Below are 20,419 nucleotides of genomic sequence, written 5' to 3'. Positions count from 1 at the left end.
GACTACCAGGCAAAGGTAAGCAAGACGCCATCGACGGTAATTGACGCTAGCCAGGTGTTCGTTGTCAATTCCCTTTGCTCATTTCATAATTCAGGCCAGCGGCAATGAAACCATCGCAGGATTACCTCCTTAATTTTTGGTTACTGATATCTTTATACGCATTAGGGACATTAAAGTTAAAATGAAGCCAGTTGAAAAGTTGGTATCCCTTATTGAATTCTTCCATAGTAACCGTTTCTTGGGTCTGAACAAGGGAAAGACCAGATTCAACGGCCCTTGTGACCTTGTCTTGCAAGGCCAACACGTAGTCAATTGTAAATCGAATACCGTCTTTGTCAGTTATTCTTCCATGGCCGGGCACCACGACGTCATCTTCTCCAATCATATCGTATATCTGTTTTAGGTTCGACACCGGATCGAGGAAATAGCCGTCAAACAACCATGGAATTGTGGGACTCTCAGCAATGAACGGATTGCCAACCCACCAGACCGTGCGATCCGGTCGTCTCACTCTCACGAAAAGGTCGGCCGGTGACTGGGCAGTGCCTACGTTAATTAACTCGACCGTTGTACCACCTCCCATGTCAATCTTCATATGCTGGTCGAGCGGTACGACCAGATTTGCCGGTCGGTGAACGCTTTCTTCAATACCGCGACCGGCACCAAAAAGTGTTATCATGAATTGCTTGATAGCCTCATAATTTCCTGTCAGATTGTTGTGACAAAACTCGTTTTGAATGACGATGGTCTGCTCGGGCAGCAGGTAATTTCCGAAGCAGTGGTCTCCGTGGTCGCTGGTATTGACTGCGTATATAATTGGTTTTGAGGTAACTGATCGAAGCAATTTGATTAATTGGCCATATAGACGCTTATTGATCATGGTTTCAATGAGTAATACCCCGTTACTACCAACAACAAAACCAGCCGTAGTCGCCTGCGGAATACCTAGTGTGGTTTCTGATCCGGCCGTGCTGGGAACAACTGCATAAATATTCTCAGCGACTTTTTGCAGCCGTAATGTGATTTGATTGGCATCCCAGATCGGGATTTTAGGCGGCATTGGCATTTGCGCATTCCCCCGCCAAGGGGAAAACAATGCAATCAACAGGGTAATCAGAATTGTACGGTAAGTAGGTGAAGATGCCATAAATTATCAGTTTGGTAATTGAAGGTCATATTGATGCTGGATAATTAATCCAAGTACATGCTCACATGATCCAAAGAAACCAAGCCAATCTTTATAGTAATTGATTATTAACGACTTAAATAGAACACATCCCTGGCGTCGCTTCTATATTTCGTCAGTTGATATCGTACCCGACGATATTTCGTAGATACGTCTTTAGCAAAAAGTCCCGGATGTTCTCGGCGCATGAACTCGATAAAGCAGTTATTTCATGACCCAATGTTTCGCTGGCCTGACAGGGAAGGCAAAATTCAGCAATCGCTGCAAAGTTTATTGTTTTCCCCGGAAACAGCTAGCGAGCGGAAAGCCTCTCTTTCAGGACATATATCGTTTCACCATGGATGGTAGCTACTTGATGGTAGTGTTTTGAAATAAAGCTGGAAAGGCCCGGTATCCGGGCATGCCCAAATTGAGCGGGATCGTTGAACCAGAACGAACCAGTGGTAATCTGGTCGACGAAAACTACCGGCATGTTTTTCTCCAAATCCCGTAAATACCTTTGCAAGTGACTTTGCTGCCTGGGACCAGGCGTCAGAACCCGAAAAGGGATTACATCGGCTGTGGCTTGAGACAACCTCGTTTCCAGATGATACGCCGGGTGCCATCCCCATATGGTAAGCAGCTCCCCGGGCCGTGAAAACCGCAGAATGGTATTTCCGACAGGCGACATCACAAGCGGTTTTCCAAGGTCGGTTGTGCTGATTCTGGTTACCGATCCCGAAGACCGGCTCGTCGTTGACGCCCATTTCGAGACAAAGTGCGGAGCGAAACATGTCAGCAACCAGGCCGATACCATTGCGTTTTTTTGAAGGCTGCTCCATGAAGGCGATCCGGCCACCCTCTCTACCATCGTCCCGGCCAATACCGCCAGGGGAATAATTAAAAACAATTGGTAGTGCGGGAACAGATAACCCGGTTTGATGACCACGAAAAAACCGATGATTACATGCAACAATCCGAACCAGAAAATCAGCCGCGATACCCCGTGTCGCCCGCCTGGCCATATCAATTTTGCCGCCGCACCAACGATCAGTAACGCGTTACAAATAAAGAGATAAAAGAATTGCCCCGATTGACGCAGAAACCCGGGATACCGCAATGCTTTGTCCCAAATGGAGCCGCCGCCGGAATACTCCATGTTGCCAAGCATATAGAACTGCCAGAAATAGTCCAGCACGTCATAGCGAATGATCTGTACCAACACAATCGCCGGAAAAAGTATGCCTGCACCGACCAGACAAGCTAGATGTCTGATTTTATATTGGCTGCGTTTCACGATGAGAATCACAGTAAAAATCACAATCAAAAGCGCCGTAGGGACACCCTGCAATTTGGCGAACGGCACCATGCCCGCCAAGAAACCGAGCAGTAACAGTTGATAAGACCGTGGTTGGGTTTGGCGGTGAACAGCTGAAAACTGCCAGAAGCATAATGCCAACAGGAACATGACCAAATACTCGTTGTAAAGTGTCGAAAACACTCCCTGACTCAATAAGAAGAAACACGCAACAGGCGTAAAAACCATCAAAGCGGCTGTCTTTCGGAACAGATTCCTGAGCGTAAAAAAAATAGCCAGCAAAGTCAGAAAAAGCAAGAGTGCCCCCAAGAGCCTGCCAGAAGTGTAGTCGAACGGCAATCCCAGCCACGAAGGAATAATCAGGGCATAGCTCGTGAGCGGCCCTTGAGTCAAGCCGTCCACAAACTGCCAGTATCCCCCCAACTGCTTTAAGCTCATCGCCTGCGCCAGCATCTGACTTTCGTCAACGTCCAGTTCGCGATTGTAAGCAATAAAAGGAAGCCTCATCAACAAGAGAAGCCCTAAAAGCAAACCAGCCCAATATACGTTTGAAGGCAGACGGGTAACCCTATCCGGTACCGAAGCCTTGTAGTAAAAGCCTACCGCTACTAAGACCAGGATAAACCCGGTCCAGGTGTAATTGGTCAACCATTCGTCAAAATCGAGCATGGCAAGTCAAGTAAGATAATCACGAAGCGATGGAGTCGGCATTCGTGGTGATTTTTAGTCCTGTCTCTGTTATTAGTGCACTTTCCTGATAGTTCTCGTAATCAGTATTGACACCCCAAAGGTCGATGCTTTCATCTCCATCAATTTTTTGTGCTGCCAGCATCCCCATCAGGATGCTATGATCCTGGTTGTTATACTTGAATGCACCATACCTTCCGATGGGATACAAGTTAGCTATCCGGGAGAAATATTGTTGGACCGGAAGAAGCGCTTCCATATATCCTTTGGAATATACCGGGTAACATTTAGGGATCCGGTAAACCGCTCCATCGATGATCGGCAGCCCCTTACCCAGCCCTGTTTTAGCCAGATCGGATTTCGCGATTTCGACCAGGCTTTCCTCCGTAGCATGCCACATCGGATCGTCTGCATTGCACCACAGCTCCAACGCCAGGATTGTCTTCTCCGAATTGCCGTACAAATCCGGCAACCAGTTCCGGAAATTGGTAATTCTCCCTACACTCAGGCCCGGCGAATGGATATATAGCCATTGATCATCGAACAAGTCCTTGCCGTCGACCAGCAGGTACACCAGCACCGTGTTCCGGAACGTGAGTGTGCGTAAACTTTCGCGCACATTCGCAGGTGTGCCTTCCAGATTGCGGGCAAGCGTTGTCAAGGGCATCGTGCTTACGATGGCATCGTAGTACCTTACACAGCCATTTTCAAGTTCGATACCACAGGCAACATGATTTTCTACCATTACCCGCTTGACTTTAGTGCCTAAGAAAATACAACCGCCCCGCCCCTGAACGTATTCTCCCATACGCTCATAGATCATCCCTGTTCCTTGTACCGGGTAGGCAAATTGGTCTACCAGGGTTTTGTGCCGGCCACTGTTGCCCGTGAAGCCATTTTTGATTGCCTCATACAGTGAGAGTTTCTTAATCCGCTGGGTAGCAAAATCGGCGTCAAGCTCGTTACACTTAATTCCCCATAGCTTTTCAGAATAATTCTTAAAGAAGATAGAGAACAGTCTTCTGCCAAACCTGTTAACGACCCAGCTCTCAAAATCACCTTTCAAAGGAACCGGAGCTGCCTTTTGAAAACAATAGCTCAGCAGACAGCGCAATGCCTCAACCATCCCCAGGTTTTTTAGCGCATTCACAGGTTTGAGCGGGTAGTGAAAGAACCGGCTTTTGTAGAATATCCTCGTTTGCCGGTTCACCATCCGATAGTCATTGCCAGCAAGCTCCAACCAAAGTTCATTGATCCGTTTGTCGCTACTGAAAAACCGGTGAGGTCCCAAGTCCACGCGGCATCCCCAGAGCGTTATGGTCCGGCACATGCCGCCAACTTTATCCTGAGCTTCAAATATCTCGACTTTGTAATTGCGCTTTGCAAGTTCATAAGCGGCGGTAAGCCCCGCCGGTCCGGCACCAATAATGGCTACTGTACGCATAATTGGAATATTGAAAACAAAAAAGCTTTAACGACTTCCCCCAATCGGGTAAACAGCGCCACTTCAATGACGAGGAAAATCAGGATGGTTCTTAACCTTTAAAATTCGCCGTAAATGCCGGTCGATGTGCCATTGATGAATTAATACCTGATGCAAAACTTGCGGTGCGTGGCCGTACCCATGCAAGGCCAGGCATATCGCCGCAAGCAGAAACCAGACATTTTTCATGTCCTCTTGCAGGGTTATTCGTTCCAGGCAATCTTCTTGCAGTCGCCGGCGGTGATCTTTGTCGGTGCTTCCGACCAACTCCCAACCACCTTCCCGTCTTTATACTGCTTCGCGCCGATCATGTGGGTGCCGGCCGGCAGCGCAATGTTGCTGACCGACTTTGAGGCCGGTGTCCCGCATGCCGGTTTCAGGAATGACGTCCCGCTCAGCACTGCCTTGACTTCACCGCTGACGGTAATATCTATACGATCAAACTTCGTAGAGCTGATGGTCGTATAGGAAACCAAAGATCCCATCGGTTCCGGGGCCGATTTTTCCTCGTCGTCCTTACAGGAGATCAAAAGGGCTGCCGCCATTACAAATAGTTTTGCACCGAAGGTTGTGTGTTTGAATGTTTTCATGACTTTTTAAATTTCTATTTTTGATAGTTCAAAACTAGTCCGGGATACAGCGGCGGGCGAAGTTTTATTTGCCGAAGCGTGGCATTTTACGCTTGATAAGTGCCAAACGCGGAGGGAACCGTTCAATAGCGTAGGTTAGGCGACCCGAAATGGCTTTGCGGCCTGTTTCGGCATCCATTTCTAAGGTGTTGAGCTGTCAGTTCTTCCTGACAGGAGTAAATGTAAATGTTGACAAATATCATCGTTGAGGAACACTTATTGCTCATCGATTTGAGAATGAAATTTTTTACTCGACTCCCCATCGCTATCGCTAATCTCAAATAGATATGACCGTCGACCAAATTGCAACCCGCCTGGCAGATTATTGCCGGAGAGGACAATTTACCCAAGCTCTTAAGGAGCTGTATGCAGAAAATGCGAAAAGTATCGAACCGCTTGAACTTCCAGGTTGTACTGTACGAAAATTGACCTTCGAAGTTTGTTGCGCCATGTCCCCCATCATTAAACAAATTCAAAAGCAATGTCAAGACAAATTCACAATCGAACTATTTCAATCGACGGAATTGACGTTTTCTATCGGGAAGCTGGAGAAAAGGGGAGTCCAGCTCTATTGCTACTGCATGGATTTCCCACGTCATCGGTAGCTTTTAAAAATTTGATGATTACTATGTCTGATAGATATCATCTCGTCGCTCCGGACTATCCGGGTTTTGGTTTCAGTCAATTTCCCATACCAGATGATTTTGACTATACATTTGGAGGCATCTCGGCATTAATCAACAAATTTACAGAAGTCATAGATCTGAAAAGGTTCTTTATCTATCTCCATGATTATGGCGCACCGATTGGGCTGCAGCTATGCATGAGCCACCCCGAAAAGATTGCCGGAATAATTGTTCAGAGTGGCAACGCACATCGGGAAGGAATGGGGCCGGAATGGGACGAGTATATCGATTACTGGTACAACCCGACCCCAGAAAAAAAGGAAAAGCTCATTCAATTCCTAAGTGAGGAAGGTATCAAAAATCAATACTTTGGAGGACTTCCCCCAGACGTATTAACCAGGGTCAGCCCGGAACTATGGATGCTTGACTGGGCGTTTTTGAAAAGACCGGGTAACATTGAAAAGCAGTTTGAACTAAATTGCGATTTCAAAACTCATCTGGAAATGTTCCCTGCTTACCAGGAATATTTGCGCAATTACCAGCCCCCGGCGCTTGTTATCTGGGGAAAATACGAAATGTTTTTTTCAGTGAAGGAGGTAGCGAGCTATAAACACAACTTACCTGACGCTCAAATCCATATTTTAGACGGGGGACACGATGTGCTGGACACACATTTTGATGATGTATCGAAGCTCATAACGGATTTTGTAGCTGCACAAAGTGCCCGGGACAAATCCGGGGGGAATTGAAACACAATAAGACCACTTGTAGTAACAAGGTTTGAACGTGCGAAAGATTTCATTTAAACTAAACCGGGAGGTCTTTTAGTTTTTGGTGCACGCAAAGGAAGAAAAGTCGTCTTCGAACCATGATGCAACCTTAATTCACCTTTTGACATCTTACAGTCGAAACTCTAATCTTTCTGATTCAACGTGAAACAAATTACACTTACTTTCCTCGTTACCTACCTTTTATGCGGTAGTGTTCACTCGCAACAGAGCAAAGCCCCAAAAGAAGTGACAGATCTTCAGGCCTTGCTGGCTCAAGCTAACCCAGATAAACATCCCGCTGTTCAGCTGATGGCAGGAAACCAAGTATTACAAATCGACGAATATTTAATCCCTCTGGCAGAAACGACGCTGGTACGCTATGAGAAAGATGGAGGAAAATATCAGGTCAAATTTTTCCTTCAAAATGGAACGGCTGTAACAAAAACAAGCGATCCGGCTTTTCGGCATGCCTATTGGGCAATTGAACTACGCGATAAAAAGGCATGCGAACAATTTGTCGCTCTTTTTGAAAAGATGATAGATCGTCGAAAGGGCTGATTACACTAAACCTAAATAGACCTGCCTGGAGATGTCCGGCTCATCGTCACTTTCCCAACCAAATTCATCTGAGGTATAATTGGCTTGTGAAACTTTTGATAACCACCGAAAACGCTTTTTAGCACTCATTTTGACTCGTTAAAAAAGAGGCTTTTACTACATTCAGCGTGAAGTCCAAAAGTATATTCCTGACTTTTTGCCTTGGCAAAGGGTTAACTTACAAATGCGGGGAAGCTTATAAGTTGCTCCAATCTGTTGATCTCTTTGCAAATTATAGGAGCGGACATTTTAAAGCCGACCAGCCAACGACTTCGGAGTGCCCGGCCGCCAGATTCCGTTGTGGCACAAATGAACATCAGGCCGATCGCGGTTGAAGGGCTATTCATGGTTTTGCGAACAAGTAAGAACAGAGAATAGAGACGGAAAGTCATAATCACCAGTCGCTCAAAAACGAGTAGTTATAGTACAACTCTTTGCACAGCCAACTTTGCAGACGAATTGAATGACAACCGTAAGGGAGATCAGAGTGTACCAAGATTCATTAATTCGACTACCTCACAAATAGCAATATCGATAGATCCGCTAGTCATATAACCAATCAACCCAACCTTCAAATGCAGTTGGTGATATTCGCGCAATTTTTGGTTTACAATCCACATCTTGGCAGTACCCGAAGGCTGAATGGGCAACCATTTACTTAAAATAGTGAACCCTCCGTCATCTTCAAACTCTGGCCAAATTATGTAGTGGGAGTTCTTCAAGGGGCCATCATTGGCATAGCGAAAATCAAGCCTAGCTCCTTGAAGTATATAACGAGGACTTTCATCTGCTTGTGGAAGAAGTTGATATTTTACACGAAAGTCGTGTAACCGCCTAAGGGTGTAGAAATAAGAGGTGTAACTTTCCATCGTTGTCTAAACGCTTGAGTTGCTCTCGTGTTTCTGCTTTTAACTGGTTCAACACTTTCCAGTCGAATAGTTTAGAATTTCCCCTTTCTGATATTTTCAATTTGCAACTCCATCCGATGTTTCCATCCAGGGCCGTTTCTTCGATCCAGAAATGGCGCCGTAAGCTGTTCGTATTCGGATTGGGCTTTTAGCAACCGAGCTGTCACCATACATCCGATATTCCGGCTTTCAATACCATATGTCCTCATTAGGCTGTCGATCTTATCCTCCTTTATTTGCTCTACTAGACCCGATGATATTGATAATCCGGCGGTCTCATAAACTATAAGCCCATTCTTTATGTCGGATTCAGCCTTGATTTTGTACTCAGATAACAATGCTTCGTATTCCCTTTCGGCTTTAAGAATTGCCAAGATCCCGTGGTACGAAATGAAAAGGAGAAATGCCAGGTTGAAGAAAACATCGGCTCCTAGAAATCGACGCTTGAATGGGATGTTTTTAAATTTGATACATGCAAAAAGAGCAGAAACCAGGGCACCTGCCGCTAATATACCTAAAAAGGTAAGCCATTCGAAGCCAGAGAGTGAATCCAATACACTAGCATACACTTGATAATTTAGGTAATAGTTGGGGGCGACAGCTGCCATAAAAAGCACCGTTATCGTCACCGCATCTATTATCAGCAATTTTTTCAATGTCAGGAGAATTTGAAAAGTTATTCAAAAATATAAGCTTACCGGTAATGTGCAATGATTTGTTGCAATACGTGATCACCAGGACTATCCAAACTGCCCGCTTGGTAAATGCAAGGTATTGCTTTGGAATAAGGTGATATTAGTTTACAGTGACCTATAATGGCCCTGTATCCGAAGAGTGTTTATTGGAAAACTTTTCGTAAAATAACTGACGGTTACCTCTTGATAAATATCGGTTACTTAAAGATGCTTTATCGGCGGAAGTGGTACTTTTGCAACCTGTTACAATCGCTAACATACATACCCATGAAGAGATTTTACCTAAGGAGGATTTTGGTCGCCATGTTGCTCCTGCGGCATTTACTACCGATACACAACGCATTTTCGCAAGCCACCTGGCCGCAATATGGCACGGGCGTGTTCAGACCTACGTTGGCGTGGCTTACCTGGGATGATATTCTGCCGGCCAACGGGCTGGTCGCGGGTCAGAGCATCACACGCACCATCAATTTTGGGGATATGATCGTGACGGTGGTGCTGGACGAGATCAGCTTTTCGGGCACGGTGCAGGCACCTGGCACGCTGGATAATACCAAACTCATTGGCTACACGCCTGGAACGAAAGCTACCGATGGAACGCAGACATTATATGACTATCATGATTTGTGGGGCGAACATCCTCCCATTGGCCTTGCCCCCAATTTTGCTGGGGCTGGCACGGGGTTGAAGGTCAATTTCCGGGTCAGTGCCCATGCAGTGTTGTACGGCCAAGCAATGGACTTGAGCATGTTTTTCGCGCAAAATGAGGATGGCAACGAAGTGGTGGGCGCGATAAACGACTATGTGCAGGCGACCACCAATGGCTCGGCATGGAAGCTGGCATCGCAAACCGACTGGGAGATAGCGCACAGCTCCAACCTCGCCTCTGCGGTGTTTACAAATGCGAATAAAACCGTCAAGGCGCATGTGGGTGGATACAATTCGGCGGTATTTCATACGATTAAAACCGAAGCTTCGGCCGCCGCACCCTTGCAGGCCAATATAGAAATGAATTGCGCCACAGGCTCGTCGTTAGCGCTCGGCTTTATGGTTTACTATGATACCGGTGACGGCGATCCGACCTACGGGATGGCCATTAACAAGCAGCCATTTGTCATCACGGGAGGCGATCCGGTGGGGAACACAGCTACTATTACTAACTACTTTAATTGGAACCAGTCGTCACCGGCCACGCCCCGTATCCAGCCCGGGACCGTTCCTGAGGCATTTTATGAGAACTTGCGAACCGGCATGTACGGCGCCGATGCCGATTCGTTTGGCCCTACCTATGGGGGTTTTGCTGACGAGTATTCCGGATATGACGAAGGCATCTGGCCTGTGAATATTGAAGAAGTTTCGGTGTTCCCGATCAGTGTTGCACCCACATTTTCCTATACCGTTCAGGCGTACAAAAAATCCCCCGATCCCGCCACGCCGGCTTACGTCACGGCCTGGATTGATTTTAACCAGGATGGCGTTTTCAGTCCGTCGGAATTTGCCTGGAACACGCTAACGGATGATAATGCGCAGCAAGATCTTAATTTTACCTGGAACCTGACGTCCATTCCTTACGGCGCCGGGCAAACTTACACCCGTGTAAGAATTTCCTACACCGACCCGGCGACGCTGACCGATGACCCGGCCACGCCAGCAGACGAACGAAGCATTGCTATCCTGGGCGAGGGAGAAACCGAAGATCACCGCATATGGCTGACCAAACCCAACATGATTACCGGAAAGGTATTCAATGATGCCAATGGGATGACGGACAATGCGGTAGGTGGCGGTGGTACCAACGCAGGTGGCCTGAATGTTATTGCAGTAGGCACGAATGGAAAAGTATGGGCCTTCTCGGCGGTGGACGCGTCGGGTAATTTCTCATTACCTAATGTATACAATGGCACTTATGAATTGCGGCTCACAACTGCCCATGCTTACCTTACGCAAAACGCCGGCGCTGCATTATTGCCGCAGGGCTGGGTAGCAACCGGTGAAGGCGCGACGGCTACCGGCGATGGCACCCCTAATGCCAATATTGCCGGGATCAATGTCACATTGGATAATCCGCTGACCAACATCAATTTTGGGATCAACCGCCGGCCGGTTACCGAAAGCAAGACGTTCGTCGTTCCAAACGAGGCGTTGTCGCTATCGCCTGCGGGTGGGCCTGCGCTCGCCGATTACCTTGGCATTCCGCTGAACAGTGCCTCGCTGACCGGTTACAGCTCGGGTGGCTCGCTGGCGGGTAGCGACGCGGAAGATTGCGTGGCAGCCGGCAGCTGCAATGCAGGCAAAAGTTTTGTCATAGAAAGCATTAAACCCAATTCTAAACTATTTTACGACGGGCAGGAGTTAATCCCCGGCACTTCAAATACCACCATTGCATCGCTGGATGTGGCGAAATTAGTCCTTTACGGCCAGGTAGGTGCTGGTGGTCCGGGTGATCCGGTTGGGTTCACGTATTCGTTGCTGGATGCCGCCGGGGTGAAAAGCAGCACACCGGGTACGTTCAATGTAACGGCCAACGCAGCATTCCCCGTCAAGTTGGTCGATTTTACAGCAAGAATAGCCGAGCGTAATGTGGTACTGAACTGGTCGACCACCGAAGAATCAGCCAGTAGCCATTTTGAAATACAACACAGCATAGAAGGTCGGAATTGGCTAGCTATCGGCGGGGTCGAATCGGCAGGAAACAGCACAATAGTCCGGCACTACGACTTCATTCACACGAATATAGCGGCTGGCGATCATTACTACCGCTTGAAAATGGTTGATCTGGACGGCACCTCCGCCTGGAGTGCCATCCGCCACGTTTCGCTCAATGTCGGCGACTTCAAAATTTACCCGAACCCGGCCAGCAACGTCGTACAAGTGCACGAACAGGATGGCGAGGAAGTGCGGGTGTACGATTTAAATGGGATATTAAAACTAACTACGAAGGTCCTCAATGGCAAAATTAGTGTGGAAAGCCTTGAAAACGGAAGCTATGTGCTAACCACCGGTAAAAACGCGCTCAATCTTCCGGGACAAAAACTGGTCATTGTGCGATAACATAGCAGATAACAAAACAGAAATTCTCTTAATATTACTTCGATAGTAAAAGAACCCAAACAAAATGAGGAGGTACTGGCAATGCGCTTTGTTGCGGCATTAATTACCGTTATGTTGGCTCCAAGTGTAATACTCCCCAAAATTGAGGCCATCGGTTAAGTTTAGTAACTTGACTCTAATGCCGTTTCACCGTTGTACGGACATCTATGGCTTGATAGGCCAGGTTAACCAAACTGTTGTACGCAAGGCAGGTTACCGAAAAGGTTACCAGATGTTTAGCCCTATTGGATTGGAATGGTATTCTTATCTTTTTAAGTACTCGCAATAATGAGTTCTTTGAATGAAAAAAGCACCCTTTGAGGCACTCTGGGTTATCACACTGGGAACAATTTTTATTCTGAAAGCGCTTATATGTCAATTGCTTGTATTTTCTTTCAAAATAGGTACCCGAAACGGTAACCGATTCTTTTAGCTTGTTTTGGTGGTGGTACGCCGATCTATCCGATGAGGGATTTGTGAATTCCTTATTGGTCGGTAGATCCGAAGATGATCCAAAGGATAAAATATATAGCGATGATATCCCATAACTTGCTTTTGGGAACCCCTTAGTATAGTTCAGTCTTTGCCTTGCAAAGTCAAAGGAACCCACTGCAAATATCACATGGATAGTTTTCAACTGGACATAAGAACTGCACTACTTTCATTGTCCGAGAAAGGAAGGTTACTTTTCGCGGCTATAACCTGCGTCCATCTTTACCCAAACTACGAGAACTTTGTCACGGCTTTTGGATGGGGTAGCCCTCAGGTTATCCAGCACGCAATTGATGAAATTTTTCTGGTTCTGAAGGAGGATAGCCCATGCTCTGTGCGGCAACTACAGGATTTAATTGACGCTGTTGATTTAGTAATTCCCGACACGGAGGATTTTTCAGATATCGCTTGTTCACAGGCGTTGGATGCTGGTGTTGCAGTTTTAAGTACCCTGGAATACATAAAGACGCGGGACCTAGAATCTGTCGTGAATGTTGCTCTATGTGCGAGGGATACAGTAGACATGTTTATCCAAGTCCGAGACGATTTTAATAGCAATGATCCCTCGTGTGAATCTCGAATCGAGTCGGATCATTTGATGCTGCGGGAGAAAGCCAGGCAAGAGCTGTTAATAAAGCAGCTCGCTATTTTAAAGCTCGATGCTGTAAGTGATGGGTTGATCAATAGTTTACTGCCGCAACTGTCTATTATTGAGTAGTCTATATTTTATTCTTGCGTTTTCGTTGTCCTGCTCGACGATCTCTCGCATAAAAATGGAGGCTGCGCCAAATAAAAAATGCCGCGCTAACCTTCCGCGCCAGAATTCTTGGGAGGCACCTGCTGGTGCGAGGATATAAAGTCGCTCATTGTCTTTTTAGCGGTGGAGTGGAACCGAAAATTTCGTATCTATCGCTTAGAGTATTAAAAAAAACAAAAAAGGTGAAGTCAACTACTACTGAATATCGCCAGTTCTTAAATGACAATTTCAAAGGATTGAGGTTTAAAATGCCGCTATTTTATAGCTGGAATCATGGCCTCCGTTTTGATTTGCAAAGTGGTGACACGAGCACTGACGAATATTTCAAGGAAGTTATCAGAAGAGCCTCGATAATTTTTCAAACCGCATTTAGCAGGTCTGACAACGTGTACTTGGTAATGTTAGATTGGAAATACAAGCGTAGGAAAATACGGTTTGGGAATTTTACATTCAAACAAATTAGCAACCTCAATAAATCAGAAGTTTATTACTCAAAAGAAACGGGGCTTTATTCTCCCAAGGACAAGTTTGATGTTGCTATTATTAAATTAACCTCGGACAGAATAAACCTCGAGAATATTTTTGCTGCAATAGGACACTCGGACTTTCCTCCTAGACAGCCAAGGCTTGACAATAATCGTTCTTTGACAAGCAAAGAAGTTTATTTTTTAAACATCGAGAAGAAACTCATTCTTCACATGTATGATGACCGAGGGCTTGACATTATAGCAGCAGATAGACAAACGTTGAGGTCAATTTATGAAAGACATAATGACCTGATACTTAGCTATGATCGAGAGCGGATTGACAAACAATTTGAGTGAATTGGTTAACCACTTGAACGTGCGCTAGCTTTTACACAAAGGGCCAATTTCAAACAAATTCCTCGACCGGCATCTTAGGTCTTGGTCCGTATTTGTTCCTATCCGGGTGGCCCGGGGCAAGCGAAAGGGGAAGCGGCGATTACCCGATCGGATTAGGCAACCGTTAGCACCGCCTGCCCAGGTAAATGAAGTATGGAGTGATAGTATGATTGGCAACCGCAGGTTCCGCACCGCACCGGCGGCCCGGATTCAATGTTATCGACGATTGTTCTCGTGAGGCATTGGCCATAGAAATCGACACTTCACTTTCCGCTAAGCGGATCATTAGGACTTTGAATCGTATTGGTGAAAGCAGAGGATTCCCAATTGCAATCAGATCGGACAACGGACCCGAATTCACTTCCGGAAATTTCACGATCTGGTGTGAGGAAAAAGGGATTGAAACCAAATTTATACAGCCAGGCAAGCCAACGCAAAATGGCCACAGCGGCCTTTAGATTAGTGGACTGGTAAGATTTCAATATTTAACCTTTCTTATCTTATCGGAAAATAATCAGGGCGGGGCTACCTATCGCGGCGGCTAGGAGAGAGACCTATGGTCCGATTTAGGGCCCGCTTTGAGTCTTGCCCAGACTCGAATAGAAATGAGGGTAGCCAGAGACCCATTAGGAAGGTTTTGAGCATAGGACAAGACAATCTATCCATCATTAACCTACCAAATCTCATGAAATTTCACTACTTCATCGGGGTCGATGTATCAAAGGCTACATTAGATTGGGCTGTATATACTCTTGACGGCTTAGTCTGTCAAGTACAGTCAGATAATTCTGTAAATGCTGTGCGTAAAGTGGCTAAAAGGCTAAAATCATTGCCGGAGTTTTTCCTGGAAACATGCGTATGTTGCCTGGAACATACTGGGCTTTACAGTGCGCACGTCTTAGACACACTTCATTTGGAGGCGTTTAATCTGTGGCTGGAAGCTTCGTTACATATCAAGCAGGCTGGTGGCTTGCAGCGGGGTAAATCGGACGCAATTGACGCAGCCCGAATTGCCGAATACGCCTTCCGGTTCCAGGATCGCCTACGGCTATGGCACCCCCAACGCTTGGTTCTAAGGCAACTTTGCGAATTAACACAGCTACGTCAGCGACTACAATCTGCTATCAACCAAATAGCTGTACCATTAGCTGAACAAAATCAATTTGGAGGCAAAGAACTTCTGTCAATTTTGAGAAAACATTGCCAGAATTCCTTAAAAGCCCTCAAAATTGACCTACGACAAGTGGAGGCCAGCATCGAAGAGATTATTAAAACAGATAGCGAATTGCGAATGCTTTTCGGTTTACTAACTTCCGTACCGGGGGTGGGAACTGTGGTTGCGACAGAAGTAATCATAGCAACGGGCGAATTTAAAACTATCAGTGAGCCCCAAAAGTTAGCTTGTCATGCGGGGGGAGCCCCCTTCGAACATCGTTCAGGCAGTAGTGTACGAGGCCGCACAAGAGTTAACCCGCATGCCCGTAAGTCACTCAAAACCTTGCTACACTTAGCTGCCATGGCTACCATCAGATCTCAAGGCGAATTGCAGAACTACTATCAGCGAAAAGTCGCGACAGGCAAGAACAAGATGCTAATTTTGAATGCTGTGCGGAACAAACTTATTCACCGAATCTATGCTGTGGTTCGCCGAGGTGAAAAATATGATAAAAACTATGTACCTATACTTGTTTAAACCATAGAAATCGGACCGCTATATCGAAAGATTTAACCGACTGTATCGAGAAGCAGTATTAGACGCATATTTGTTTGAATCGCTTGAACAAGCGGCCGCCGCTGCGGTTCGTATTTTATCGGACGAATGGATGGATAATTACAATCGGCTACACCCGCATCAAGCCCTTGCCGGGATGGCACCGGCCGTATTCGCGAAGACAATGGAAAACAAAAAAGTCTAATATCCTCATTGTCCTATTTAAGGTAAGGCCACACGGTAACCTTTTTACATTCAATCTGTACCCCAAGAAATAAGCATTGCCGTAAGCCGGACAGACGATGTGGCACCGGTAAAAGACATGGAATTGCTGCGTAAGTTTGAAGTGATCCAGGAGCTGACAGGCGAGACGCGTTCTGTCGTCAATACTTTCCTGGATAGGGTCATCCGTGATTTTAAAACCAAGCAGGCATACGCCCAATAATCTCCCCGGACGGATAACACAAGGCCCTGACAAGCATTTGATGTAGCTTGTCAGGGCCTTGTATTTTAGGCAACTAGCCTGCCTGATTTTCCCAAAAACACCTCTTAGTGCACCATTTTACTTTAATGTACATTGAGCAAATGACATCGAAGGCGATAAAAAAAGGGCCCCAAATAACTATGTAATAAAGACTTTGTCAATAATAACTTCTCGAAAACTCGAGAAAATATCTTTGAAGTTTTTCGCTTAGAACGTCAGACACCAGTTTTCTATCCACATTTTTACTCGTGTACAATATTTCCAGAATTCCAACTTTTAATATATTTAAAACCTCCAAGTTATTACTTTCGCCAACTTTATTTATGAAAGCAAACGAATTATTTACAATGGTACTCGTAGGATTTTTTTTCTATTTCACCACTTAAAAATGAAGCAAATTCACTCATATGAAAATATATCCCACCCGGAAAATTATTTTCAAATTTTAAGACAACCCGATATTCAGGGACCATATCAAATAACAAATCTATAAGGACTTGGTAAATAAAATTATCAATCTTATCTAACTCATCCATTTTTTTAAGATCGTTACCATTTTAGACCAGTTCCATTAGTTAGATCTTCAATAATTTCAAACAATTTTCCTGTCCCATTTGATAAATCTCCATAGTTTCCTATCCGAACCGATAAAAACCACCTAAGGAACGAATCCCGAGTGCTAAGTCCTCACATTATTTATCCAATTTTGACCAGAGGATGTCGCAGTTACATTGGTTAGCCAAAGTGTCTGGAATGTTCACTTTGCCTAAATCAATATTATCATATTGATAATTTAAACTATCTGCTTTATCCCCAAAGGCGCAAATTTTAGAGATTTGTTTTAATCCAAGACGTTTTTTTGTAACCGAGAATTCGGTAGAATAACTCCATGAGTAATTTGCGCCAGCTTCATGCACAATCTTAAATCCATTGTTGGTATGAAAAATCCCACTAAAATGAGAAAGAACACCACCGGTATCCGATAAAACATTATAGTATACCCCCCTAATTTTCGCCGCTCCATTACCGTCATTTATTACCTCTACCAGTATTCGTTTGGGGTTTGTGTCAAACGAAAATCTGCATGGCGTTTCGATAGCATCAAGTGATTTTGGAGACAATACTAGCACATTATCGACAAGTCCATCGTCATTCAAATTCAATCTCAAACTGTCCATTATTGTATAATAATTTGAAATTAAAATTCCAAATTTTAATTTATACCCATCCACAAATCGCACACACTGACGATCGACGACAGAAGCTCCAAAATCCGGATGATAAAGTGTATCTAAACGGAGATCATCTGTCTTTATCTGGCTTTCATAGCCACCCAATTTTATTAGGAGCAGAGCAGATATCAAAATAGCAATTTTTATCATGTCATTTTTTTCCAATTTTCCAAAATATTGATTTCCCGGCAGCACCAGTTGATTCTAAGGAATAATATTTCCCTTTTCCTGTCGACACGAACGAAGATTTGTTGGCAAGAGCATCACAAAAGTCTGGCGAAGCGGTGCTACGTTTATACGCAGCCGAATACTTTTGAAGTGCATCGCCACCAATCGTAACTGTTGAATACTCTTTGAATTTATTATGCGCCCCACCCTTCTTTAAAAAATCAGAACCGTCCCAGAGCACTGCTCCACCGGTTGGATCTGCTTTTCCGGACAATACACTAATAACGGCAGCTCTGGCATTATTAGCCGCATTACTGTCATCCTTATCACTCAACTGTGTTCTCGCACTAGCAGGAGTAGTTGAATAACTTTTATCTGTCAATTGGTCGTTTAATGTTTCATTCTTCTTTTTGTAGTCGATCGCATTATTGTCCTTTGCATTATTCGCTGCATGGGCAATCCAAAGACTCTCATCCTTGTCTCCGGAAGATTCGTGCTTCACAACGTTTGCTGAGATTGTAAATTCGCTATGAGTAACTGAAAGCTCCTGTGCATTGTCGAAACCTCCCCGCTCATTTTTGGAGTCCGCAACGTAAACCTTATTGTCGTCAATACCATCATTTCCCAAATATTTTCCATTTGCATCATAATAATCCCCAAACATACCATCAGGGTCAATAAACCGTAATGGGTTGTTAAAAACATATGTATAAGAACTAGCTTTCCGATCTAACTCCGCCATCGGATCAATCACCATCCACCTTCCAATAGCTGGATCATATTGTCGAGCGCCATAGTCAAAGAGACCTGTTTCAGGCTGCTTCTCCTTCCCATTGTAAAGATACTTATTCGTGCCTACCGTACGAGGAATCGCCAACCCAAAAGGAAAATATTCCATCTCCTGCAAAAGCATACCCGACTCGTTAATTACCTGTCGGACGTTCCCTAAATGGTCTTTCAGGTAGTATTCAAATGAATAATCGCTGGCACTAGCACCGTTATTGGCGATATTGATCTGGCCTTCTTCTGTCGCAATACGGCTGATGTAATTACTACCATTATACTCAAAGATTCCGGCGTATTTGGTGTTGTCAGTTCCTCGCTGCATGCGGAGCTTCGTTCCGGCTGCATCGTAGTGGTACTTCATCGTGAGGCCGTTGACATCCACTTCTCTGATCAGATTCAGAATGTTATATCGTATGCCCCCGTTTCCGATGCCTCGGTTTTGGTCTCGAATGGCATTTCCGTTACCATCGTAGTCGTAATCCACGCCATCACCAGAAGACCCGTTGCTAAAACCTTCAGTCGTGCCAGTATCGGTTACTTTGTTCAGGCGGTTGCCGTTAACATAATCATAGCTAAGGTTATCCCAGATTGCAGCACCATTTTTGCGCTGCAACGCCTTGATATTTCCATTCAAGTCATACGATGAAACCGTTTCGCTGTAATCGTTGTTTAACCCCTCTCCTTTTGTCAAACGGTTTGCTTCGTCATAAGTAAATTTGTAACCTACCCAGGCGCCGCCGCGCTTCCAGAGCATGTCGCCAATATTGCCATTGTATTGCGGGACTGTTGCGTTAGCATATTTAAGTTCCACGCCAAAATTCTCCCCGGCGCTGGTCTTGCCCGTTACTTTGCTCATCCAGCCTCTTGGAATATAGCTGTAATCTAATTGCTCCCGAAACGTGCTAGCATCTGTCGAGTTCAAAAACTTCTTCTTCAACTGTCCGAGGCCATTGTATCGACTAGCAGCTACTACAATGTTCTTCTTCTCAGTACCGTCTCTTTTTACAATGTAGCGGATGCTCAACAATCGGTCGCTGTGATCGTACTCGTACTGTTTTTCAACTGTATGCTCACCCGTACTCACCTTTTGCAGGATAAGCTCCTTTTCCACACGGCCGTCGAAACGGAGTTGTCTTACCACATGTTCATAATTCTGATTGTCTCCGCCAAGGTCAAAAAGCCCTCTGATTGTTTGGATCAAGTTAAAACGATCATCGTAATAGTTGGTGATGTAATACCATCCGCTAGTCTGGTCACTGTACGTGCCGTCCGGATTCAATATGCGTGTTGCCGTTACGGTTACCTTTCCCTTGACGTCCGACCGGTAAGTGGACGGGTAGCCATTACCATAATTGCCTACAAATGCTTGAGCTGCCCCAAAAGGAGGTGAATAATTGTCATAGTGCGTTTTAGCAAATGCCCGGTATTCGGTACCTACTTTCTCGCCTGTTTCGATCACCCGGTTCAGATCGTCATATTTAAAGTAGGTAATTTTGTTATTACCATCCTTGCTTTCGATTAAACGGTCCCGGCTGTCGTAGGTCATTGTTGTCGTACCGCCACCTGGAACATATTTGCTGTCCATCAGTCCGCGCCCATTGTAGGTATATTTAAACGCGTATTTGCTCAGGTTGGCCTCCCGCTGATATTCTGGCTGCAATACCAATCTCAGCTGGGAAAGATCGTCATAGACGTAATACGTTTTCTGCCAGACCGCAGCGGTAGCTCCCACAGCTTTGGCCACCTGTACCGCTTTGCACACAACCCTTCCGTTTTTGTCTTTGAATTCTACAGACAGGTTCCCGTTTTCATCGGTGGTGCTGGTTTTAGATAACTGGCCTGCTCCATAATAAACATTATCATTCACCAGGCTGTTATCTGCCGCAACGGTATACAACCGGACGTCGTTGGCAATGTTGGTACCATATTCCAGTATTACCGGTCGGTCTGAGCCGACA

17 protein-coding genes are annotated in these 20,419 nt (G+C 45.4%); 9 read left to right on the top strand and 8 right to left on the bottom strand.

The window, feature by feature from the left end:
* Positions 1–121 precede the first annotated feature (121 nt).
* The 4 genes from AC2YIT_RS25415 to AC2YIT_RS25400 all read right to left on the bottom strand — a co-directional run bounded on the left by AC2YIT_RS25415 (position 122) and on the right by AC2YIT_RS25400 (position 5,243).
* On the bottom strand, positions 122–1,147 hold the full coding sequence (locus AC2YIT_RS25415) for an MBL fold metallo-hydrolase (protein WP_487281051.1): 1,026 nt from the start codon (positions 1,145–1,147) through the stop codon (positions 122–124).
* Positions 1,148–1,478: 331 nt separating this feature from the next.
* The gene (locus AC2YIT_RS25410; RefSeq protein ID WP_487281050.1) at positions 1,479–3,014 is read right to left on the bottom strand and encodes a glycosyltransferase family 39 protein; all 1,536 of its coding nucleotides are present in this window, start codon (positions 3,012–3,014) and stop codon (positions 1,479–1,481) included.
* A gap of 157 nt (positions 3,015–3,171) precedes the next feature.
* The gene (locus tag AC2YIT_RS25405) at positions 3,172–4,614 is read right to left on the bottom strand and encodes an FAD-dependent oxidoreductase (RefSeq protein WP_430846439.1); all 1,443 of its coding nucleotides are present in this window, start codon (positions 4,612–4,614) and stop codon (positions 3,172–3,174) included.
* Positions 4,615–4,856: 242 nt separating this feature from the next.
* Positions 4,857–5,243, bottom strand: a complete 387-nt coding sequence (locus tag AC2YIT_RS25400; RefSeq protein WP_430846437.1) for a hypothetical protein — start codon at positions 5,241–5,243, stop codon at positions 4,857–4,859.
* A 520-nt stretch (positions 5,244–5,763) separates the two neighbouring features.
* Between AC2YIT_RS25400 and AC2YIT_RS25395 the strand changes: the two genes are divergently transcribed.
* Positions 5,764–6,657, top strand: coding sequence for an alpha/beta fold hydrolase (locus AC2YIT_RS25395; RefSeq protein WP_430846435.1), 894 nt, complete (start codon positions 5,764–5,766; stop codon positions 6,655–6,657).
* 183 nt (positions 6,658–6,840) lie between these two features.
* Positions 6,841–7,236, top strand: coding sequence for a hypothetical protein (locus AC2YIT_RS25390; RefSeq protein ID WP_487281049.1), 396 nt, complete (start codon positions 6,841–6,843; stop codon positions 7,234–7,236).
* A gap of 521 nt (positions 7,237–7,757) precedes the next feature.
* Here AC2YIT_RS25390 and AC2YIT_RS25385 read toward each other — a convergent pair.
* Positions 7,758–8,144 carry a hypothetical protein gene (locus AC2YIT_RS25385; protein WP_487281048.1) on the bottom strand — a complete coding sequence of 129 codons (387 nt, stop codon included), beginning with the start codon at positions 8,142–8,144 and terminating at the stop codon, positions 7,758–7,760.
* A 71-nt stretch (positions 8,145–8,215) separates the two neighbouring features.
* Positions 8,216–8,839 (bottom strand): FEKKY domain-containing protein, encoded by a 624-nt coding sequence (locus AC2YIT_RS25380; protein WP_487281047.1) that lies wholly within the window; start codon positions 8,837–8,839, stop codon positions 8,216–8,218.
* 306 nt (positions 8,840–9,145) lie between these two features.
* Between AC2YIT_RS25380 and AC2YIT_RS25375 the strand changes: the two genes are divergently transcribed.
* The 7 genes from AC2YIT_RS25375 (at position 9,146) to AC2YIT_RS25345 (ending at position 16,236) form a co-directional block, all read left to right on the top strand.
* Positions 9,146–11,929: a CshA/CshB family fibrillar adhesin-related protein gene (locus tag AC2YIT_RS25375; protein ID WP_487281046.1), complete on the top strand. Its 2,784-nt coding sequence runs from the start codon at positions 9,146–9,148 to the stop codon at positions 11,927–11,929.
* 661 nt (positions 11,930–12,590) lie between these two features.
* Entirely contained in the window at positions 12,591–13,178 is a 588-nt protein-coding gene (locus tag AC2YIT_RS25370) for a DUF416 family protein (protein WP_430846425.1), read from the top strand.
* 221 nt (positions 13,179–13,399) lie between these two features.
* Positions 13,400–14,041 carry a DUF3885 domain-containing protein gene (locus tag AC2YIT_RS25365; RefSeq protein ID WP_487281045.1) on the top strand — a complete coding sequence of 214 codons (642 nt, stop codon included), beginning with the start codon at positions 13,400–13,402 and terminating at the stop codon, positions 14,039–14,041.
* A gap of 209 nt (positions 14,042–14,250) precedes the next feature.
* Positions 14,251–14,538 (top strand): DDE-type integrase/transposase/recombinase, encoded by a 288-nt coding sequence (locus tag AC2YIT_RS25360; protein ID WP_487281044.1) that lies wholly within the window; start codon positions 14,251–14,253, stop codon positions 14,536–14,538.
* 227 nt (positions 14,539–14,765) lie between these two features.
* Positions 14,766–15,773: an IS110 family RNA-guided transposase gene (locus tag AC2YIT_RS25355; protein WP_487281043.1), complete on the top strand. Its 1,008-nt coding sequence runs from the start codon at positions 14,766–14,768 to the stop codon at positions 15,771–15,773.
* Positions 15,774–15,795: 22 nt separating this feature from the next.
* Positions 15,796–15,996, top strand: coding sequence for an integrase core domain-containing protein (locus tag AC2YIT_RS25350; RefSeq protein ID WP_487281173.1), 201 nt, complete (start codon positions 15,796–15,798; stop codon positions 15,994–15,996).
* A 99-nt stretch (positions 15,997–16,095) separates the two neighbouring features.
* On the top strand, positions 16,096–16,236 hold the full coding sequence (locus AC2YIT_RS25345; protein ID WP_430852006.1) for a hypothetical protein: 141 nt from the start codon (positions 16,096–16,098) through the stop codon (positions 16,234–16,236).
* Positions 16,237–16,967: 731 nt separating this feature from the next.
* On the opposite strand, the gene AC2YIT_RS25340 is transcribed toward AC2YIT_RS25345, so the two are convergent.
* Entirely contained in the window at positions 16,968–17,672 is a 705-nt protein-coding gene (locus AC2YIT_RS25340; RefSeq protein WP_430852007.1) for a hypothetical protein, read from the bottom strand.
* A complete protein-coding gene (locus AC2YIT_RS25335; RefSeq protein ID WP_487281042.1) occupies positions 17,659–20,358 on the bottom strand; it encodes an RHS repeat domain-containing protein in 2,700 nt (899 codons plus the stop codon). Before AC2YIT_RS25335 ends, AC2YIT_RS25340 begins: the two co-directional genes overlap by 14 nt.
* Positions 20,359–20,419: the final 61 nt, after the last annotated feature.

The sequence above is a fragment of the Dyadobacter sp. SRI_021 genome, from assembly GCF_057586235.1.
Note: the sequence above shows the minus strand (reverse complement) of the source record. Positions and strands in the feature narration are given on the sequence as shown.